General features: G+C 72.2%; 19 protein-coding genes and 1 pseudogene. 9 read left to right on the top strand and 11 right to left on the bottom strand.

Annotation, left to right across the window (positions count from 1 at the left end; translation table 11 throughout):
- Positions 1–777: a maleylpyruvate isomerase family mycothiol-dependent enzyme gene (locus ABZU69_RS16960; protein WP_354965262.1), complete on the bottom strand. Its 777-nt coding sequence runs from the start codon at positions 775–777 to the stop codon at positions 1–3.
- 399 nt (positions 778–1,176) lie between these two features.
- Here ABZU69_RS16960 and ABZU69_RS16965 point away from each other — a divergent pair, with 399 nt between their 5' ends.
- Positions 1,177–1,797: a DUF1062 domain-containing protein gene (locus tag ABZU69_RS16965; protein ID WP_354965263.1), complete on the top strand. Its 621-nt coding sequence runs from the start codon at positions 1,177–1,179 to the stop codon at positions 1,795–1,797.
- Between the two features lie 373 nt (positions 1,798–2,170).
- Here ABZU69_RS16965 and ABZU69_RS16970 read toward each other — a convergent pair.
- Together ABZU69_RS16970 and ABZU69_RS16975 are read right to left on the bottom strand one after the other, a co-directional pair.
- Positions 2,171–2,602 (bottom strand): annotated as a pseudogene (locus tag ABZU69_RS16970) (Tn3 family transposase); the annotation flags it as partial.
- A gap of 73 nt (positions 2,603–2,675) precedes the next feature.
- Complete coding sequence (locus ABZU69_RS16975; protein WP_354965264.1) at positions 2,676–4,577, bottom strand: prolyl oligopeptidase family serine peptidase; 1,902 nt, start codon at positions 4,575–4,577, stop codon at positions 2,676–2,678.
- A 101-nt stretch (positions 4,578–4,678) separates the two neighbouring features.
- On the opposite strand from ABZU69_RS16975, the gene ABZU69_RS16980 reads away from it, so the two are divergent.
- Positions 4,679–5,161, top strand: a complete 483-nt coding sequence (locus ABZU69_RS16980) for a hypothetical protein (RefSeq protein WP_354965265.1) — start codon at positions 4,679–4,681, stop codon at positions 5,159–5,161.
- Positions 5,162–5,278: 117 nt separating this feature from the next.
- Here ABZU69_RS16980 and ABZU69_RS16985 read toward each other — a convergent pair whose 3' ends face one another.
- From ABZU69_RS16985 to ABZU69_RS16995, 3 genes are read right to left on the bottom strand one after another with little or no spacing between them, the layout of a single operon-like run.
- The gene (locus ABZU69_RS16985) at positions 5,279–5,605 is read right to left on the bottom strand and encodes a DUF1048 domain-containing protein (protein WP_354965266.1); all 327 of its coding nucleotides are present in this window, start codon (positions 5,603–5,605) and stop codon (positions 5,279–5,281) included.
- Position 5,606: 1 nt separating this feature from the next.
- Positions 5,607–5,963 (bottom strand): DUF1048 domain-containing protein, encoded by a 357-nt coding sequence (locus tag ABZU69_RS16990; protein WP_354965267.1) that lies wholly within the window; start codon positions 5,961–5,963, stop codon positions 5,607–5,609.
- Entirely contained in the window at positions 5,960–6,286 is a 327-nt protein-coding gene (locus ABZU69_RS16995; RefSeq protein WP_354965268.1) for a PadR family transcriptional regulator, read from the bottom strand. Before ABZU69_RS16995 ends, ABZU69_RS16990 begins: the two co-directional genes overlap by 4 nt.
- A gap of 197 nt (positions 6,287–6,483) precedes the next feature.
- Between ABZU69_RS16995 and ABZU69_RS17000 the strand changes: the two genes are divergently transcribed.
- The 4 genes from ABZU69_RS17000 (at position 6,484) to ABZU69_RS17015 (ending at position 12,097) form a co-directional block, all read left to right on the top strand.
- The gene (locus ABZU69_RS17000) at positions 6,484–8,301 is read left to right on the top strand and encodes a glycoside hydrolase family 3 protein (RefSeq protein WP_354965269.1); all 1,818 of its coding nucleotides are present in this window, start codon (positions 6,484–6,486) and stop codon (positions 8,299–8,301) included.
- A 10-nt stretch (positions 8,302–8,311) separates the two neighbouring features.
- The gene (locus ABZU69_RS17005; RefSeq protein WP_354965270.1) at positions 8,312–9,604 is read left to right on the top strand and encodes a DUF1343 domain-containing protein; all 1,293 of its coding nucleotides are present in this window, start codon (positions 8,312–8,314) and stop codon (positions 9,602–9,604) included.
- An 11-nt stretch (positions 9,605–9,615) separates the two neighbouring features.
- Complete coding sequence (locus ABZU69_RS17010) at positions 9,616–11,412, top strand: serine hydrolase (protein WP_354965271.1); 1,797 nt, start codon at positions 9,616–9,618, stop codon at positions 11,410–11,412.
- A gap of 118 nt (positions 11,413–11,530) precedes the next feature.
- On the top strand, positions 11,531–12,097 hold the full coding sequence (locus ABZU69_RS17015; protein WP_354965390.1) for a maleylpyruvate isomerase N-terminal domain-containing protein: 567 nt from the start codon (positions 11,531–11,533) through the stop codon (positions 12,095–12,097).
- 7 nt (positions 12,098–12,104) lie between these two features.
- Here ABZU69_RS17015 and ABZU69_RS17020 read toward each other — a convergent pair whose 3' ends face one another.
- Genes ABZU69_RS17020 through ABZU69_RS17030 form a run of 3 tightly spaced genes read right to left on the bottom strand, consistent with a single transcriptional unit; the run spans position 12,105 to position 14,149 of the window.
- Positions 12,105–12,656 (bottom strand): GNAT family N-acetyltransferase, encoded by a 552-nt coding sequence (locus ABZU69_RS17020; protein WP_354965272.1) that lies wholly within the window; start codon positions 12,654–12,656, stop codon positions 12,105–12,107.
- A 21-nt stretch (positions 12,657–12,677) separates the two neighbouring features.
- A complete protein-coding gene (locus tag ABZU69_RS17025; RefSeq protein WP_354965273.1) occupies positions 12,678–13,367 on the bottom strand; it encodes a response regulator transcription factor in 690 nt (229 codons plus the stop codon).
- On the bottom strand, positions 13,364–14,149 hold the full coding sequence (locus tag ABZU69_RS17030; RefSeq protein WP_354965391.1) for a histidine kinase: 786 nt from the start codon (positions 14,147–14,149) through the stop codon (positions 13,364–13,366). Before ABZU69_RS17030 ends, ABZU69_RS17025 begins: the two co-directional genes overlap by 4 nt.
- Before the next feature lie 204 nt (positions 14,150–14,353).
- On the opposite strand from ABZU69_RS17030, the gene ABZU69_RS17035 reads away from it, so the two are divergent.
- Positions 14,354–15,046, top strand: a complete 693-nt coding sequence (locus tag ABZU69_RS17035) for an ABC transporter ATP-binding protein (RefSeq protein ID WP_354965274.1) — start codon at positions 14,354–14,356, stop codon at positions 15,044–15,046.
- Positions 15,043–17,385, top strand: a complete 2,343-nt coding sequence (locus ABZU69_RS17040) for an ABC transporter permease (RefSeq protein WP_354965275.1) — start codon at positions 15,043–15,045, stop codon at positions 17,383–17,385. The genes ABZU69_RS17035 and ABZU69_RS17040 overlap by 4 nt, the downstream gene beginning before the upstream one ends.
- Before the next feature lie 36 nt (positions 17,386–17,421).
- Here ABZU69_RS17040 and ABZU69_RS17045 read toward each other — a convergent pair whose 3' ends face one another.
- Positions 17,422–17,928, bottom strand: coding sequence for a DUF1992 domain-containing protein (locus tag ABZU69_RS17045; RefSeq protein WP_354965276.1), 507 nt, complete (start codon positions 17,926–17,928; stop codon positions 17,422–17,424).
- 234 nt (positions 17,929–18,162) lie between these two features.
- Between ABZU69_RS17045 and ABZU69_RS17050 the strand changes: the two genes are divergently transcribed.
- Positions 18,163–18,813 (top strand): LysE family translocator, encoded by a 651-nt coding sequence (locus ABZU69_RS17050; RefSeq protein WP_354965277.1) that lies wholly within the window; start codon positions 18,163–18,165, stop codon positions 18,811–18,813.
- Positions 18,814–18,821: 8 nt separating this feature from the next.
- Here the strand turns inward: ABZU69_RS17050 and ABZU69_RS17055 are convergent, their stop codons facing one another.
- On the bottom strand, positions 18,822–19,640 hold the full coding sequence (locus ABZU69_RS17055; RefSeq protein ID WP_354965278.1) for an SDR family oxidoreductase: 819 nt from the start codon (positions 19,638–19,640) through the stop codon (positions 18,822–18,824).
- Positions 19,641–19,646: the final 6 nt, after the last annotated feature.

Genomic DNA, 19,646 nt, shown 5'->3' on the forward strand with positions numbered 1-19,646 from the left:
CTATTCCTCCGGCTCCCAGGCGATCAGCTGGTCGAAGACGCGCCGGTCGCCGTCGAGCCGCAGCGAGTCCATCGGAATGCGGCCGTAGCAGAACATGACCAGCTCATTGGCCGTGCCCCGGGCGGAGACATAGGCCGCCTCCGGGCCCTCGCCGGCGACCGGCGTGGGGAGGCGGGCGGTCCGGGCGCCGTCGGCGGAGAACCAGAGCCGCCAGGAACGGCCCTCGGTGGCGTGGTAGTCGATGACCGCGGGCTTGTGCGGCCACGCGGCCGTCGTCGCGACGCAGGTGGTCAGGAACTCGTCGACACCGTCGAGGGCCACCTCGTCCGGCAGCGGCTGCGGGGCGCCCACGGCGACCTGGGCGTCGTAGGTGTGCACGGCGACCTGCTGGAGCTGGTGCCGGGCGACGGCACCAGTCGTCTGCGGTGACTGCGACGGACCCCACCACGTCCAGCAACCACGATCCGGGCCGGCCTCCCGCAGCGCGTCCAGCAGCTCCCCCGTCGACGCGGCGAACCAGGCCAGCAGGGCCTCGCGCTCCCGGGGCGCCGCCGGGGCGGACATCGCCGGCGGAGCGTCGGCGGGCCCCGCGGCCACGATGGCGGCCCACTTGCGGCGCCCCTCGCCCAGGTGCTGCACCAGGTCGAACAACGTCCACTCGGGGCAGGTCGGCACCCGCACGTCGAGGCTGGGTGCCGCGGCGACCGCCGCCCGGAAAGCGGTCGATCGTTCGTCCATCAGCCGCAACAGGTCAGCGAACTCCAGAGTCTTTTCCACCGCGGCTTTGTACCACCCCCTCCGACAACCGACAGCGGATTTCCCCACCCCCGGCGGCGGGGCCACGCGGAAAATCCGTTGCTCGGCGGGCCACGGGTTGACCATGCTGACGCGCATGGATCAGTGACCAGTGGCGCACGTGCGCGATGAAGACGGGTTCGAGTCACCTCCTCGTCTCCGTCCGCCGTGCCACTCGAAGCCCGCACCGCGTGACCGGTGCGGGCTTCCTTCACGCGACGTGATCTGCGACGTCGCGCCAGCCGGCGTGCTCCCCGCCGAGACGCCGGCTGCCCGCCACTGGATCCGGGAGGCACCCCCCGGCACGCCATCGCGCTGCCGGGCGCCTCCTGCCTAGACCTTGGAATCGCTGAAGCCATGAATAGTTCCCGCCATATCCGTGTGCCGGCCCACGGTCGCGGACCCGGCATCGACCGCAAAGCGCTGTGGGTGGTCAGCGAGCTCGGACTGCCCGCCATCGTCAAAACCTGCGTGTCATGCAGGTCCACGCGGCACCGTCCCACCGGCAAGATCCGGGTCAACGCGAACCACAAGCTGCTCGACGTGTGGCTGCTGATCTGCTGCGACCTGTGCGGCCGCACATCGAAAATCCCCGTCCACGAGCGCATCAACGTGCGGGCGCTGGACAACGAGCGGCTACTGATGTTCGAGAACAACGATCCGGCCATGGTGCGACAGCTGACCATGGACGCGACGCTCGCCCACAAGGCCGCCTACCAGCTTGACTGGACCGGCACCTGGCAGCTGGACACCGACATACCGTTCTACGACCTCCAGCGCGAGGATGCTGCGCCACTCGAGGTCATCATCAGGTTCGAGCTCCCGGCACCCATCCGGGTCGAGAAGCTGCTCACCGCCGGGTTCGGCCTGAGCCGTCCCGCCGTGCGAGGCATGGTCGACTCCGGGCGCATCCGCCTGCCCCTGCCCATCGACGCCAAGGCCCGCGAGGACTTCACCTTCCTGGTCGTCACCGCCCCACCGCTGTCACCTGAGCGGGCATAGGGTGCCACCCCACGGCGCGATGACCTGCGCCGTGGGGCGGCCCGTACCTTCCGGCCCGCCGGCCGTCGCGGTCGGCGGGCCGGCCCAGCGTGCGGCGGCTCACTTGAATGTGCCGGCCTTCGCCCGCACGGACATGCCTGCGTGCGAATCCCGTGCTTTCAAAGACCTCCGCTTGGCTGTCCGCGACATCTCGCCTGAGCGACTACTCCCGCCTCGCGAGCAACGCATCCACCCTCGGGGCCGGACAGCACCTCCGCTCGCGGCCCGCGACGCGGACACCGAACCCGCGCCTTATCGCCCCGTTACACACCGCTGCCACGCACTCAGACGGGCGCCCCCTTAAGGCCGGGCGCGGATCGCCTGCGTCATGGCATCAGCCGACACCGGCATCCGGGTCGCGCAGGGACCTGAGCTGCTGTGCGCTTGACGGGGCGGGGAAGGTGTAACGCCCCAGCACGTTGATGTGCGCGTACCCGAGCGGTGACAAGCGGGCGGCGTCCTCGTCGCGGACCTGGTAGCCCTGGGCGCGGAGCGCGGTGACGGCCAGGTCGATGTAGCGGGTGTTGAAGAGCACGACCGCGTTGAGGACGAGTCCGAGCGCGCCGAGCTGGTCTTCCTGTCTGGCGCGGTAGGGCTGCATGATGTCGCCGCGGTGTCCGTACAGGATCTTGCGGGCCAGGGAGTGTCGGGACTCGCCGATGTTCAGTTGCCGGGTCACGGTACGCCGGTAGGTTTCGTCGACCGGGTCGACCATGGCCAGCAGGTGCAGGGTCTTGGCGATCCGCCCGTACTCGGCCAGGGCTGCCTGGGGTCTTGACGTCAGCTCAGGTCAGTAACGACCGGTTGGAGGGCAACGACATCTGGTCCACGCGCCCCGGTCAGGGCCGGAGCCAGCGATCAAACCAGGCGCGGGTCCGGCGCAGGACGTCGAGTTGGTGGTTGCGTTCCCGGATCGAGTGGCCCTCTCTCGGGTAGATCACGAACTCGTGCTCGACGTCGAAGTGGCGCAGCGCCCGGTGGAGGTACACGGCCTGTCCGAGGGGAACGTTGGTGTCCTCGGCGCCGTGCATGATGAGCACTGGAGTACGGATGTGGCTGGCGAAGGAGATCGGGCTGACCGCGTCATGCGGGTGTGGGCCGACGCCGGACCAGCCAGTGCTGCCACCGAGCGCGGCTTCGAACTGGCCGTTCTCCCCGGTCGCGGCGAGCATGCCCCAGTCGATGATGCCGGCGCCGACCAGCGCGGCGCGGAAGCGGTCGGTCTGGCCGATGGCGCAGGCGGACATGAAGCCGCCGTGGCTCCAGCCAGCGATGCCCAGCCGGTCGGGGTCGGCGACGCCCTCGTCGATCAGCAGGTCGATGCCGGTCAGGATGTCGGTCCACTCCTGCTGCCCGACCCGGCCGGCGACGCTGGCGGCGAACCGGTGGCCATGGCCCTGGCCGCCGCGCGGGTTGGGCAGCAGGACCGCGTAGCCGGCGGCGGCCAGCCACTGCGCGCTGGGAAACCAGAACAACTGGCAACGATCGGCGTAGCGATCGTACGGGCCTCCGTGCACGATCGTGACCAGCGGGAACGGGCCATCCGATGCGGTTTTTCCAACCGGCAGTACGAGCAAGCCGTCCAGGTCGAGGCCGTCGGCGGCGCGGTAGGCCAGCGGTTGTTGCGTGCCGAGCGCGGTGCCGTCCAGTTCCGGGCGGGTGTTGGTGAGTCTTCGCAGCGGGCCGGTTGGCGGTCCGATGTGAACGTTCGGGGGCTGATAGCGGGTACCGGTAAGTACCGCGATCTCTTCGCCAGCAGGGGTGGTGGTGAGGTTGTCGAGGCGTCCAGGGTGATGCGACAGGGTCGTGAGGTCTTTGGGGTCGAGCCGGGCCAGGGTGGTGTTCAGGCCGTCGGCGAACACAACCAGCGGGGCGGCATCGGTCTGGCAGAGGGTGGTGGGGCACATCGAGAGACCAGCGGTGCGGTTGCGCGGGACGCGGCTGTCCACGGCCAGGTCGAACACGGCAGTGCCGGCCTGCAGAACCGGTGGGGTGAGCGCGATGTAACCGAGGTGCCAACCGTCCTCGCCCGGCCACCAGGCCAGGGATCGTGCGTCTACCCCGACCGGTCCGAGGTTCTCCGCAGTCCCGTTCGTGGGGTCGAACAGGTGCAGTTGGCCGGTGCGCGGGCCGTAGTCGTTGTCGGCGCTGGCCCCGGTCAGCACGGCAAGTGGGCCGCCGTCGGGACGTTGCCGCAGTTCCACGACGTGCCGGTCACCGAGCACATCCGGGGTGGTGACCCGCCCGGTGCGCAGGTCGAGCAGGCGCAACCGGGCACGCGGTTCGCGCTCGCCGACGACAATGGCGTCCTCCCGGTCCCGGGCGCGGCGCGCGTCCTGCTCGGTGGGTTCGTCCTCGGCGAGCAGAGCGACCAGGTCGGGGTCGGCGAGCGGCAGGTGGTCGATGACCCCGGCGCGCCAGGTGGTCAACGTGGTCATCGTGCCGGTGGCGAGCGTGAGCCCGTGCAGCTGCGGGGTACCACGGTCGGCGCGGTCGGACAGAAAGAACAGCGTCTCCGAGTCGGCCGACCAGCGTGGCCGGGACTCGGTTGCGGTGTCGGCGGTCGCCCGACGCGACGCGACGGCGCCATCGGTGTCGACGAGCCAGAGTTCGGTGTCGAGGTGGTCATCGGTCCGGCTGACGGGAGCGAGGACGTAGCAGAGCAGGCGCCCGTTCGGGGCAAGCGCCGGGGTCTGTGGGTCACGACCATCGACCACGAGTTCGGCGGTCAGACCTGTCATGCGATCAGTCTGTCAGCATCAACCGGATCGGTGCACGGGCGAGGCGATCCACGAGAAGCGACGTTGACCCTCGACGAGGTTGAGCCTCGACCATCTGCGGCATGGACGACCACGACGACCAACCCGCGCCCGACCCGACCATGACCCGCATCGTCAACGCCGTACAGCTCGGTCGATCAGGACAGCAGGCGCTGGCCCGCGACACCCTCACCGCGCTCTGGGACGAGATCGGCGCCGACGGCGACGCCTTCCACCGCTGCACTCTCGCGCATTATCTGGCCGACCTTCAGGGGAGCACCGAAGCTGAACTCAGCTGGGACGAGCGAGCACTGGCCGCCGTCGCCGACCTCACCGACGAGCGCGCCCAGCAGTACCACCACTCGATGCAGGTCCAGGGATTCCTTCCGTCGCTGCACCTCAACCTCGCCGACGACCACCGGCGCCTGGGCAACACCGCCCTGGCCCGGGAGCATCTGGCACTGGCCGAGCGCTTCGTCGGGCGGTTGCCGGACGACCCGTACGGCGAGATGATCCGCGCCGGCATCCGCAACGCCACCGAAGCCTTGGAGTCGGTGCGGGAGTAGCGGGAGCGGCCGCCGCATGGCCGAAGGACTGTCCGACCAGGCCCTCGGCCATGCGGCTCACCTACGTGAGAGAGCTACCTGTTGGGCTGACGCCCGCTGGCATGGTGCCGACAGGTGTTACTTCTTGTCCGTGTCGGGGTTCGTGCGGATGGACTCCTGATAGACGTCCGCGTAGGTGCGCGAGTCCTTGATCAGGTCGTCGCAGAAGGTGGCGACGTCGGTGCCGGTGAGTTCCAGAACCCCCTTGCCGGCCGCGGCGCCCTCCTCGAAGAAGTCGACGATCCCGGAGAGCAGGAGCCCGTCAGCCAGGTCGACCGGTCCGACCTTGAACAGGTACTTCTGCATCTCCTTGTAGACGATCTGGTAATCCGGCGGGAGTGTCTTGACCCGAGCCACGTGCGCCCGCCACTGCTTCTTGCCCTCGATGATGTCCTGGACTCCCACGTCAGCCTCCTAGCCGGGCCAGTTTCCTTGCGACGGTCCTGTTCAACTGCTCGCGCCACCGGTCGCGATAGGTCCGGGCTCCCTCTCCGCCGACCAACGCCGTGCAGAAGCCGGGGATGTCGTCGCCGAGCACCTCGTGGATGCTCTGCCCGTCCGCCGATGCTTCTTCGAGCAGCCCCAGGGCGGCGTCGAGGATCGGCATCAGGTTGCGACCCGTGAAGCCCCCGTAGGGGAAGAGGTTGCCCTTGATCTGTTCCCACGCCGCCTGGTAGTCGGCCGGCAATGCCTCCGCCCGGGCTTCGAACACCTTCCATTCCCTGGTGAGATCGCTGCCCGTGATGGTCTCCCAGAAGCTCATCTCGCCCCCTCCCTGAGCTTGTCGATGCGTGATGAGACGTACTGCCATTTCGCCCAGAACCGTGCGAGTTCCTCGCGCCCGGCGTCGTTGAGCGTGTAGAACTTGCGCGGAGGTCCCACCTCGGATGGTCGTTTCGTCACCTGGACAAGTCCGTTCCGCTCCAGTCGCAGCAGGATGGTGTACACCGTCCCCTCGATGACGTCGACGAAGCCGAGCTCGTTCAACCGACGCGTGACGGCGTACCCGTAGGTCTCCTCGCCGCCGATGATTTCGAGCACGCAGCCCTCCAGCGTGCCCTTCAACATCTCCGTCAGATCCTCCATGGCGGCTCCTCTTCGGTCCCCCTGGTACCTCGTAGCACTGAGTACCGCTATAACGTACCACCGACTACCGGTATTCGGTAGTACCAAGTAGCGCCTCGAATCTCGGCCCATCGCCGAAAACCACAGTTTGTAGGTAACCTTCTTGACTGGCGGTCATGGCGTAGCTAAGTTTCAGTCACCCGGACTGAGAGGCGTCTATGCAGACCCGACTCGTTACCGCGACCGCCTGGGTGGCCACACTGGCGGCCACCCTCGCCCCCATCCCCGCCCAGGCAGCCACCTCGGCCCACCCCCCGTCGGCCGAGCACGGCTGGGTCACATCGACGCTGCGGCACATGAGCCTGGAACAGAAGGTGGGCCAGCTTTTCTCCACCTACGTCTACGGTGGTGATGCCACCGAACCGACGGCCGCCGACCGGGCCGCGAACCTCGCCGCGTTCGGCGTGGAGACGCCGGCCGAGGTGATCCAGCGGTACCACCTCGGCGGCGTCTGCTACTTCTCCTGGTCGCACAACCTGGACAGTCCCCGCCAGATCGCCACCCTCTCCAACGGACTCCAGCGGGCCGCCCTCAGCGACGGCGCGAAGGGCCGGGTGCCCCTGCTCGTCTCCACCGACCAGGAGCAGGGCACCGTCCTGCGGATGCCCTCCCCCGCCGCCCAGTTCCCGGGGGCGATGGCCCTGGGCGCGGCACGCTCACCCGGGCTCGCCCGGACGGCGGCGGACGTCACCGGGCGAGAGCTGCGTGCCGTCGGCATCCGCCAGCCGTACGCGCCGATCGCCGACGTCAACGTCAACGCGGGCAACCCGGTGATCGGCGTCCGGTCCTTCGGCGCCGACCCCCGCCTGGTGGCCGACCTCACCGCCGCCCAGGTCACCGGCTTCCAGCACGACGCCCGGGTGACCGCCGTGGCGAAGCACTTCCCCGGGCACGGCGACACGGCCACCGACAGCCACACCGGCCTCCCGGTGATCAACCACAGCCGCGCCGAGTGGGACCGCGTCGACGCGCCACCGTTCCGGCGGGCGATCAGCGCCGGCGTCGAATCGATCATGACCGCGCACATCGTGGTTCCCGCGCTCGACCCCTCCGGCGACCCGGCGACGTTGTCGCCGACGATCCTCACCGGCGTGCTGCGCGGTGAACTCGGCTTCCGGGGCGTCATCGTCACCGACGCGCTCAACATGGCCGGCGTGCGGGCAAAGTACGGCGACGAGCGGGTGCCCGTACTGGCCCTCAAGGCCGGCGCCGACCAGCTCCTGATGCCACCGGACCTCGCGCTGGCCCGGGACGCGGTGCTGCGCGCCGTCGCCACCGGCGAGCTCACCGAGCGGCGGATCGACGAGTCGGTCCGGCGCATCCTCGGCATGAAGTACCGCCAGGGACTGGCCCGCTCGCCGCTGGTCGACGTCGAGCGGGCGGTACGGACGGTCGGCGCACCGGAGCACCTCGCCGCCGTCACCCGGGTCACCGACCCGACGCTCACCGCCGTCCGCAACGACGCCAGCCTGCTGCCACTGCCCCGCGCCGACCGGTCGGTCCTGGTCACCGGCTGGGACAGCGCCGCCTTCGCCCCGGTCGCGACGGTCGCCGCCGGCTTCACGGCCCGTGGCGCCCGAGCCACCGCCCGACCGGCGACGCTGCCCTCGGACGCGGTGATCGCCGCGACGGCCGCCCAGGCCGCCGAGCACGACCTCACCGTCGTGCTGGTGAACAAGGCGTGGGACACCACGGTCACCGACCCGCGCGCCACCCAGCAGCGCCTCGTCGCGGCGCTGGTCGGCACCGGCAAACCGGTGGTCGTCGTGGCGGTCCGCGATCCCTACGACATCGCGTACCTGCCGGGCGTGACCACCTACCTGGCGACCTACTCGTACACCCGGGCGGCGATGGACGCGCTCGTCCGCGCGCTGCACGGCGAGCTGTCCCCGAGCGGGCGGCTGCCCGTCACGATCCCCACGGCCGAGGGCGCGGGCTCCGTGCTCTATCCCTACGGCCACGGCCTGAGCTGGTAGGAGGCAACCAATGCAGCGGAGGAATTTCCTGGTCGGCACGGGCGCACTGGGCGCGGGAGCGCTCGGCGTCGGCGCGGCCGTGACGCCCGCGGCCGCCAGCCCCGGTGGCCGGCGGGTCCGCACCGGCCTGGACGAGCTGGTGTCCTCCAGGTTCGCCGAGCTCGCCGGCCAGCGGGTGGGGGTCGTCTCCAACCCGACCGGTGTCGACTCGGCCTACCGGCACCTCGTCGACCTGATGCACGGCTCCGGTCGAGTGCAGCTGGTCGCGGCGTTCGGCCCCGAGCACGGCTTCCGCGGCTCCGCGCAGGCCGGCGGCAGCGAGGGCACCGGCGTCGACGCGCGCACCGGAATCCCGGTCTACGACGCGTACGGCGCCTCGCAGGCCCGGTGGGAAGCCATGTTCACCGAGGCGGGGGTGGACACGGTCGTCTTCGACATCCAGGACGTCGGGGTCCGCTTCTACACCTACATCTGGACGATGTACACCTCGATGGTCGCCGCGGCCCGGGTCGGCAGACGCTACGTCGTACTGGACCGACCCAACCCGATCGGCGGGCGGGCCTACGGGCCGCTGATGACCTCGCCGTACACCTCGGGGGTGGGTCTGAAGGAGATCATCCAGCAGCACGGGATGACCGTCGGCGAGCTCGCCCGGTACTTCAACCCCACCTTCCTACCGGCCGAGGCGGGGCGACCGGTCGACCTGCACGTGGTGCGGTGCCGGCACTGGAAGCGCGACGACCTCGCCGCCGACACGGGCGTGCCGTGGGTGATGCCCAGCCCGAACATGCCCACCCCGGACACCGCGCTCGTCTACCCGGGCACCGGCCTGTTCGAGGGCGTCGCGTCGATCACTGAGGGGCGCGGCACGTGCCGCCCGTTCGAGCTGATCGGCGGGCTGGCGACCGACTTCGACCACCACTGGGGTGACCGGCTCAACGCCCGGAACCTGCCCGGAGTCGAGTTCCGCGAGGCGTACTTCTCGCCGACCTCCGCCGGGCAGAAGCCGGCGCTGCTCAACAAGCTCTGCGCCGGCGTGGAGGTCAAGGTCGTCGACCCGGCGGCGTACGACCCGATCCGCACCGGGGTGGCGATGCTGGTGGAGGCGCACAAGTACCCGGCGTTCGCCTGGCGGCAGGACTCGTGGGACACCGCCCGCCCGTACTGGATCGACAAGCTCACCGGCTCGCCCCGGCTGCGGACCCAGATCGACGCCGGAGCCGACGTGGACGACGTCGTCGGCGCCTGGGCCGACGAGCTGGCCACCTTCAACCGGCAACGCCGGCCCTACCTGCTCTACTGAGGAGTGCGGTCATGACCAGGTCGACCCGTCGTCCGCTCCGCTCACTCGCGATCGGCCTGGCCCTGGCGGTCGTGGGCACGACGCTGCCAGCCAGCCCGGTGGCAGCGTCGCCCCCGGCCGGTCCGCCGACCGTCACCCCCGCCGACATCCAGTTCCGGCACGACACGCTGCGCCGTGGCGACGCCCGCCAGGTCGGCCTGCTCCCGGAGCACGTGGACCGCCTCCCCGCCGACCTGGCCGCGTATCTCCAGCCGACGCCGGACCATCCCGGCTACCCGGCGTACGCCGGCGCGGTGGTCCTGGCCGCCAAGGACGGCGTGATCGTTCAGCACGCCGCCGTCGGCAGCGCGGTGCGCTACTCCGCCGTCGGGCCACCGCCCGGCCTGGTCGGCGTGGAACTCCCCGCCGACCAGCAGATCGCGACCCGGCCGGACACCATCTTCGACCTGGCGTCGGTGTCGAAGCTGTTCACCACGATCGTCGCCATGCAGCAGGTGGAGCGGCGTCGGGTGGAGCTGGACGCGCCGGTCGCCCGGTACGTCCCGGAGTTCGCCGCTGGCGGCAAGGCGACGGTCACCGTCCGGATGCTGCTCACCCACACGTCGGGTCTGCCCGCGTTCGTGCCACTGTGGAGCAGGTACCCGACGCCGGCCGAGCGGTTCGCCGCCGCCCTCGCCACGCCACTGGCGGCCGGTGCCACACCCGGCTCCCAGTACGTCTACTCCGACCTCGGGCTGATCGCGCTGGGCGTGCTGCTGGAACGGGTCACCGGCCGGCCGCTGGCCGACCTGGTCCGCGACGGCGTGACCGGGCCGCTGGGCATGACCGACACCGGCTACAACCCCGGCCCGGAGCGGCGGTCGCGGATCGCCGCGACCGAATACCAGCCGTACGCCGGGCGCGGCATGGTCTGGGGCGAGGTGCACGACGAGAACGCCTGGTCGCTCGGTGGGGTGGCCGGGCACGCGGGGGTCTTCTCCACCGCCGCCGACCTGGCCGTGCTCTGCCAGTCACTGCTCAACGGCGGCGAGTACCGCGGCCGGCGGATCCTGCGCTCGGAGACGGTGCGCGCGATGCTGGTCAACTACAACGCGCCGCTGGAGTCGGCCTACCCGGAGAGCGACCGCGGCCTCGGCTTCGAGCTGAACAAGCACTGGTACATGATGGGGCTCTCCTCGCCGGTGGCCTTCGGGCACACGGGCTTCACCGGGACGTCGATCGTCATCGACCCGCTGTCGCACTCGTTCGTCGTCATGCTCAGCAACCGGGTGCACCCTGACCGTGGCTGGGGCAGCAACAACGTGGCCCGACGCGCCGTGGCGCGGGACCTCGCCGAAGCGATGCCGGTACGGCCGCGCTCGGCCAGCGCCTGGCGAGCCGATCCACGTGACTCCGCGACGAGCACGCTCACGGCGCCGCTGCGCCGGCCCGCGCGGGGCGCCACGGCGAGTTTTCTGCTCTGGTACGACACCGAACCCCGCTACGACAGCGCACGATTCGAGGTCTCCACCGACGGTGGGCAGACCTGGGCGCCGGCGACCATGCAGCTGCGCGAGGCCGGCCGGCGGTGGAGCGCCGACGGCACGGTCACCGGCTACGGAGGCCGGGTGTGGTGGCAGGTCTCCGTGGAGCTGCCCGACCAGGCCACGCACCTGAGGTGGAGCAGCAGCACCGACGGCTCGGGCCAGGGGCGTGGCGTCTACGTCGACCGGATCGCCGCGACGGACCGGTACGGCGTGCTCTTCCGCGGCGAGGGCGCCGATGCCTCCCGGCTCGTCACCGACGGATGGTCACCCGCACGCACCTGAGCCGCTCGCCCGGGGCCGGACGCACTGGCGGCGGCCGGCCCCGAAGCGAACGGACGGCCTCGCGTCGAATCGCGTTGCGGAGGCCGGCGGGCACTGCGAGGGTCGACGGATGCCAGCAATGGATGGCGCCGACGTGCGCGACGCGGGCGAGGAGATGACCCGGGTCCTGGACCCGCACCGGGACCACGACTGGGCGGTGCCCGCCGGCACGTTGCGCTGGAGCTGCTGGACCACCGCCGCGCACGTCGCGCACGACCTGCTCGCATACGCCGGTCAGGTCACCGGCCGACCGGACGACGCCTACCTGCCGTACGACCTGCGGGTCTCCCCCACCGCGACGCCGGCGCAGGTCCTCACGGTGGTCCGGGCGTGCGCCGGGCTGCTCGCCGCCGCGGTCGACACGGCGCCGCCGGAGACCCGGGCCTGGCACTTCGGCCCGTGCGACCCGGCCGGCTTCGCCGCGATGGGGGTGGCGGAGACCCTGCTGCACACCCACGACATCACCCTCGGCCTCGGCGTGCCGTGGCAGCCGCCGCACCGGCTGAGCGCACGGGTGCTGCGACGACTGTTCCCGGACGCCCCGCCCGGCGCGGCGCCCGAGGTGCTGCTGTGGCTGACCGGGCGCGGTGAGCTGCCCGGCCGGGCACGGCGCATCTCGTGGACCTGGCGCGCCGCGCTGGACTGACCGGCCCTCAGCCGATCGAGGGGGCGGTGAGCGCGTGCCGGTGGCCGTCGCGCGGGAACGGCGGGTACGCGGGCAGCACCTCCTGGAAGACGTACCCGCTCTTCTCCGCCACCCGACAGGAGGCCGGGTTGTCCACCTGGTGCAGCAGGTCGAGGCGCTCCAGCCCGGTGAACTGCGCGAACGCCCAGCGGCTGAGCGCGGTGACCGCGCGCGGGGCGACGCCCCGACCGCGCGCCCACGCCGCCGTCCAGTACCCGACCTCGGCCGCCGGGCGCCCGGGCGCGACCCGCTTGAGCACCACGCACGCCACGAGCAGTGGATCGTCCGCGGCGTCCTCCAGCACGGCGAAGGTGAACCGCCGGCCGTCGTCCCAGTCCTGCCGTACCTTCTCCAGCCACTGACGCCCCTCGTCCGGGGTGGTCAACGGGTGTTGCGTCCACCGGTGCAGCACCGGATCCCGGTACGCCTCCAGCAGCGCTTCCAGGTCGTCGTCACGCCAGGGCCGCAGGACCAGGCCCGGTGCCGACGGGGTGGCCATCGCTCGCAGCTCGATCGACATGGGCACATTCTGCCTGCACGCCTATGTCCCGCCGGGGGTGACCAGGCCCGCCTCGTAGGCCACGACCACCGCCTGCGCCCGGTGGCGCAGCGACAGCTTGGCGAAGATGCGGGCGACGTGCGTTTTCACCGTCGCCTCGCTCAGGGTCAGGACCCGCGCCAGCTCGGTGTTGGACAGGCCCCGGCCGAGCAGGGTGAGCACCTCACGTTCGCGGGGCGTCAGCGCGTCGAGTTCGCGGCGGGGTCCCGGCTCTTCGGTCGGGCGCCGCTCGGCGGCGGCGAAACGCTCCACGAGCCGCCGCGTGATAGTTGGGGCGAGCAGCGCGTCGCCGGTGTCGACGAGCCGGACAGCGTTGGCGAGATGCTCGGCGGTGACGTCCTTGAGCAGGAAGCCGCTCGCGCCGAGGGAGAGTGCCGTGTACACGTACCGGTCGAGGTCGAACGTCGTCAGCATGAGCACCCGGCAATGCGGGCTCCGCGCCAGGATGTGGCGGGTGGCCTCCAACCCGTCCATGACCGGCATCCGGATGTCCATGAGCACGACGTCGGGCCGCAGCCGGCGTTCGGCGGCCACCGCCTCGGCGCCGTCGGACGCCTCGCCGACCACGTCGATGCCACGCGCGGTCAGGATCAGCCGGAAGCCGGTGCGGATCAGCTCCTGGTCGTCGGCGATGAGGACACGGGGCGCGGCGGTGGTCTCGGGTGCTGTCACGGCTGGTCCAGCGGGATGCGCGCGCGGACCCGGTAGCCGCCGCCGAGGCGCCGGCGCGCGTCGAGGTCGCCACCGTAGACCGCGACCCGCTCCCGGAGCCCGAGCAGGCCGCGCCCGGCGCCGTCACCGCCACGCCGCTCCCGTGGCACGGTGCCGGCCAGGACGCTCGGACCGACGTTGAGCACCTCGACCCGCAGGGAACGGTCGGCGTACCGGATCGTCACCTCGGCCCTGCCGCCGTCACCGTGCTTGAGCGCGTTGGTGAGCGCCTCCTGCACGATCCGGTACGCGGTCACGTCGATGCCCGGCAACAGGGGACGCGGCTCGCCGGAGATCCGCACCTCCACCGGCAGCCCGGCGAACGCGATCCGATCGACGAGCACGCCGAGCCGGCTGAGGCTCGGTTGTGGCTCCAGCCGCGTGCCACCGCCCACCCGACCGTCCGGACCGTCGGCGCCTTCCCGACCGTCGGCCGACGGCGCGAGCAGGCCGAGCAGGTGTCGCAGCTCGGTCATCGCACCCCGCCCGGCGCCCTCGACCGCTTCGAGGGCCGCGGCTGCCTCTCCCGGCATGGTCGTGAGGATCTCGCGCGCCGCGGCCGTCTGCACCACCATGATGCTGACGTTGTGGCTGACGATGTCGTGCAGCTCGCGAGCGATCCGGGCGCGTTCGACGTCGACGGCGGCGCGGGCGACCCCCTCCCGGTCCCGTTCCAGGAGCCAGCCCTGACGCTCGACAGCGCGCCGGTGCAGCCGCCGCGCGCGAACCAACGCGAACCACAGCCATCCCGCGCCCGCGCAGACCAGCACGAGGGCGACAGCCAGCCACGTCGTCCCGGATGTGCGCACCCCGTTACCCTCGCAGACCACCGTGGCGTGCCGCATCATCCTCCATGTCCAGCGCCGTACATCCCGCGGATGACGACCCCGGCGGGTTGCATCCCGGGAGGGATGCCCGGCCGGTGCCGCCGACCGTAGCTTCCTGTCATGACGAAAGACGCGACCGTCGTACAGCTCGACGGAGTCCGCAAGGAGTACGGCGACACCACCGCCCTCGACGGCGTGTCGCTGTCGGTCCGGGCCGGTGAGGCGGTCGCCGTGATGGGCCCGTCCGGCTGCGGGAAGTCGACGCTGCTCAACATGATCGCCGGGCTGGACCGGCCCACCACCGGCACGGTCGTCGTCCAGGGCGAGGACCTGGGAAGCAAGAACGAGACGGGCTTGGCGCTGTTCCGCCGGCACCGGATCGGCATGATTTTTCAGTTCTTCAACCTGCTCGACGACCTGCCGGCGCTGGACAACGTCGCCCTCGCCGCCCAACTGACCGGCAGCAAGGCGGGACCGGCGCGCAAGCGGGCCCTGGAACTGCTCGACGAGTTGGGCATCGCCGACCGGCGCAACGTGTACCCGGCAGCGCTGAGCGGCGGCGAGCGGCAGCGGGTCGCGGTCGCCCGGGCCCTGATGAACCGGCCGGCGCTCCTGCTGGCCGACGAGCCGACCGGCGCGCTGGACAGTCGGGCCGGCGAGCAGGTGATGGACCTGCTGCTGGACCTCAACCAGATCGGGCAGACGCTGCTGATCGTCACGCACGACGAGCGGCTCGCCACCCGGTGCGCGAGCCGCGTGGTGGAACTCGCCGACGGTCGGATCGCCCGCGAGCGCACCCTGGAGAAGGCATGAGCGCGGTGTGGCGGGCGTCCCGCGCGGCGGTACGCCGCCGCCGGCTGCAGACGTTCGTGATCGGCCTCGTCGTGCTGCTCTCCACCGCGTCCATCGTGGTCGCCCTGGCGCTGCTGGACGCCTCGTCGGCGCCGTTCGACCGGGCGTTCGCGGAGCGCCGGGGCGCGCACGTCGTCGCGACGTACGACGCGGCGGCTGTCACCGACGCGCAGCTCGCCGAGCACCGGCCGGACGTTACGGCGGTCGCCGGCCCGTTCCGGCAGGCCACCGTCGACACGTCCCGCGACGGGAACGTACCTCGCCTGCAGGGCCGCCCCCTCACCGTCGTCGGACGCGCCGACCCGGGCGGTCCGGTCGACACCGTGGACGTCTGGCACGGGCGCTGGGCCACCGGGCCGGGTGAGATCGTGCTGAACGAGGCGCCGCCGGCCGCCGGCTACCGGGCACAGTTCCGGCCCGAGGACGAACGGGTCACCCTGGCCGACGGCACGACGTTCACCGTGGTTGGCCGGGCCTACAGCATCAGCCGGACCGCCGACGCCTGGGTGGCGCCGGACCGGATCGCCGCGCTGCGCCCGACGACGACCCAGATGTTGTACCGCTTCGCCGACGCCCGCACCACGACCGAGGTCGACGGCCACGTCGCCGCGCTGCGGGCCGGGCTGCCGCCGGACGCGCTGATCGCCGCCCAGTCGCACCTCGTGGTCAAGGAGGCCATCGCCGCCGGGCCTGGCGCGTACGTGCCGTTCCTCGTCGCCTTCGGCGTCCTGGGGCTGATCGTGGCGGTCCTCATCGTCGGCAACGTCGTCAGCGGTGCGGTGGTCTCCGGCTACCGGCACATCGGCGTTCTCAAGGCGATGGGGTTCACGCCACGGCAGGTCGTGGCGGTGTACCTCGCGATGGTGTCCGTGCCGGCCGTCGTCGGCTGCGTCCTCGGCACGGTGCTGGGCGATCTGGGTACCCGCCCGCTGCTGCGGTCCGCGTTCCTGGGGCTGGGTTTCGGCGCCGAGGTCGGCGTCGCGCCGTGGATCGACGTCGCCGCGCTGGTGGGAGCACCGGCGGTCGTCCTGCTGGCCGCGCTCGTGCCGGCGCTGCGCGCGTACCGGCTGTCGGCGGCGGAGGCGATCAGCGCCGGCAGCGCACCGCGGCCCGGCCGCGCGCTGCGGGTGCAGCGGGCGCTCGGCGGCACCCGGCTGCCCCGCGCCGTCAGCCTCGGCCTCGGCCTGCCGTTCGCGCGCCCGGCCCGGACGGCGCTGACCATGGCGGCGGTCGTGCTCGGTGTGGTCACCGTGACGTTCGCGACAGGCATGTCGGAGACGGCGCGCCGCTACTCCGATCTCACCGATCTGAACGACACCCCCATCGCGGTACGGCCATTACGCCCGGACGGGGATCAGCCGGTGACGCAGCGGTCGGTGCCGGACGTGGAGCAGCTGCTGCGCTCGGTGCCGGGCACGACGCGGGTGGCCGGCGGACTGGACCTGGAGGTGTCGATCGTCGGGGACCGTGAGCCGGCCACCGTCTACTTCGTCCGGGGCGATGTGCCGGCCATGGGCTTCCAGGACCAGATCGTCGCCGGGCGCTGGCTGCGCGGCCCGGACGAGATCGTCGCGCCCTCGACCGTCCTGCACGACCACGGCCTGTCCGTCGGTGATCGGGCCACCATCCGATTCGGCGCCGGGCAGCGGTCCGTGACCGTCGTCGGTGAGATCATGTCCACCGCGCCCGGCTGGCCGAGGCTGGTCGCCGGCTGGGACACGTTCGAACGCCTCGCGCCGGACTACCGGATCCTCCCGCACGAGATGTACTACGCGCTGGCCGTGGCGCCGGGCACCGACACCGGGCAGTACCTCGCCGCGATCCGCACCGCCGATCCCGGGCTCGACGCGTGGGACAACAGCGGCTCGAACTCGTACACCACGGCAGTCGTGGCGCTGTCCACGGTGCTCACGCTGCTGCTCGGGCTCGTCGCGGCGCTCGGCGTCTTCAACACCGTGGTGCTCAACACCCGTGACCGCCGTCGGGACCTGGGCATGCTCAAGTCGATCGGGATGACGCCCCGGCAGGTGGTCGTGATGATGGTGACGTCGATGGCGGCGCTGGGGGTGGTCGGCGGGCTGCTCGGCGTACCGCTGGGAGTGCTCGCCCACCGCGTCGTGGTGCCCGTCACGGCGGATGCGGCGAACCTGAGCCTCGCGAAGGCGATGCTTCAGGTGTGGCAGCCCGGCGGCCTCGTGTTGCTGGCCGTCGCCGGTCTCGCGATCACCGTCCTCGGCGCGCTCCTGCCGGCCCGGTCGGCGGCGCGGCTGACGATCGCGGAGGTGCTGCACAACGAGTGACCGGGGCCGGTCAGCTCACCGCCGCCGCCGGGCGGATCAGGTCGCCTGGCGGCGGCGCCACGGCAGCCACGCCCACCAGGACCGGCGTACCGGTGCGACGGCGGGCGCCGGCCCGCCGGTGGGCGCCAGCGAGTCGGTGGACGTCCGGGATCCGGCGGAGGCGCGCTCCGCGCGCCAGCGGCGGACAACCTCGTCGGCGTTCACCGGCCGCACCACCACCCGGGGGCCCTCGGGGCTACGCAGCCAGGCCACGATCTGCGCGTTCAGCTGACCCACGAAGTCCCGCACGGACTGCTCGGTGGGCAGGCCACGGACCTCGGCGGGAACCTGCTCGATGCGCCGGCGCAGTTGCAGCGGAGTGGGCAGCAGCAGGTCGCTGGGGAGCGCCTCGCGCTCCAGGAAGCTCTTGATCCACCACGATTCGTCGTAGGGCGCGCCGCGGCCGGGGATCGGCTTGCCCATGCCGGGCAGGTTGTCGAACTCGCCGCGTTGTGCGGCGCTCCGGATCTGCGACTCCACGGCCGCTTCCCACGCTTCGGTCACCCTGCGGCACCTCCCTGGCCACCGTAACGCGCCGCCTCCGGCCGGCGGTGCGCACCGCAACGGGTCAGCGCGCCCGGGCCGGCTGCCATTCCCGTCGCCGCCCGGCGGGGGGTGGTTTCCGTCGGGACGTCCGGTTCCGCAGCAGCAGGCCACGGCCTGGCAGGTGGCCCTGGGCCGGTATGGCCGCCCGGCCTACGGTCGGTGCGGGTGTCGGAGTGAACGGGGGGGTTCGTCATGGTGGGTGCGGGTGCGCTGCTGGGTATCGCGCTGGTGGCGTTGGGGCTGGTGCTCACGCCCGGCCCGAACATGGTCTACCTGGTCTCCCGCTCGGTGGCGCAGGGCCGCCGCGCCGGGATGGTCTCGCTACTCGGGGTGGCCGCCGGGTTCGGCGTCTACCTGGCCGCGGCGGTCGCCGGCCTGGCCGCCGTCTTCGTCCTGGTGCCGACGCTGTACGCGGTGGTGAAGCTGGCCGGCGCCGGTTACCTGCTCTGGCTGGCCTGGCGGACGCTGCGCCCGGGTGGGCACTCCCCGTTCACGCCCGCGCCGCTGCCGCCGGACCGGCCGCGACGGCTGTTCACCATGGGCCTGGTCACCAACCTGCTCAACCCGAAGATCGCCATCCTCTACGTCTCGCTGCTGCCGCAGTTCGTCGATCCGGGGCGCGGGCATGTGGCGGCGCAGAGCCTGCTGCTCGGCCTGACCCAGATCGCCGTCGCGCTGAGCGTGAACGCGCTGATCGTGCTCAGCGCCGGCGCGCTGGCCGGATTCTTCGCCCGCCGGCCGGTCTGGCTGCGGGTGCAGCAGTGGGTGACCGGCACGGCCCTCGCCGCGCTGGCCGTCCGGATCGCCACCGACCGCTCCCGCGCCGCGATCGCCACACCCTGATCCGACGCTCACTGTCCCCGGTGGCGGCGGACCATCCCGGCGGCCAGCGGCGCGGCGTCCAGGTCGCCGGCGGCGAGCCGGGCGGTGAGGGTACGACGCACCAGCCGGTCGGCCAGCGCGGGCGCGTGCCGGCCGACGGCCATCTCCAGCCGCCCGCGCGTGGTGGTGGCCACGTCCCGAGGTGCCCGTCGGGCGGTGGCGGCGCGCAGGATCGCCGCGACGACGCCCTCGACGGGCTCCGGACGGGACACGCCCCGCAGGGACAGGCCAGCCTCGGCGGTGCTGTCGTGGATCGGTGAGGCCACCATGCTCGGGTAGACGACGCTCACCCCGACGTGGGTGCCCACCTCATGGCGCAGCGCGTCGGCGTAGGCGACCAGTGCCCGTTTGCTGACCCCGTACGCGGCGGCGAGCGGCAGCGGCAGCACCGCCATCCTGCTCGACACGAAGATCACCCGTCCGCGCGCGGCGAGCAGTGCGGGCAGCGCCGCGGCGGTGGTCCGCCAGGCCGCCAGCAGGTTGACCTCGAGCTGCCGGCGGACCACCTCGTCCGGCGGCAGCTCGGCCGGGGCGGGGCCACCGACTCCGGCGTTGTTGATCAGCAGGTCGAGGCCGCCGAGCCGGTCGACGGCGGCCCGCACCGCCGGCGGCACGGCGGCCGGGTCGGTCAGGTCGCAGCCGAGCACCGGCAGCTCGTCGTCGGGCCGCGCGTGCAGGTCGAGCCCCACCACCCGGGCGCCGGCGGCGGTCAGCGCGGCGCCGAGGTGACGGCCGAAGGTGCCGCTCGCCCCGGTCACCAGCACCCGGCGGCCGGTCAGCCCGCTCACCGTCCG

The sequence above is a fragment of the Micromonospora sp. NPDC005206 genome (genome assembly GCF_040608175.1).
Taxonomy (GTDB): domain Bacteria; phylum Actinomycetota; class Actinomycetes; order Mycobacteriales; family Micromonosporaceae; genus Micromonospora.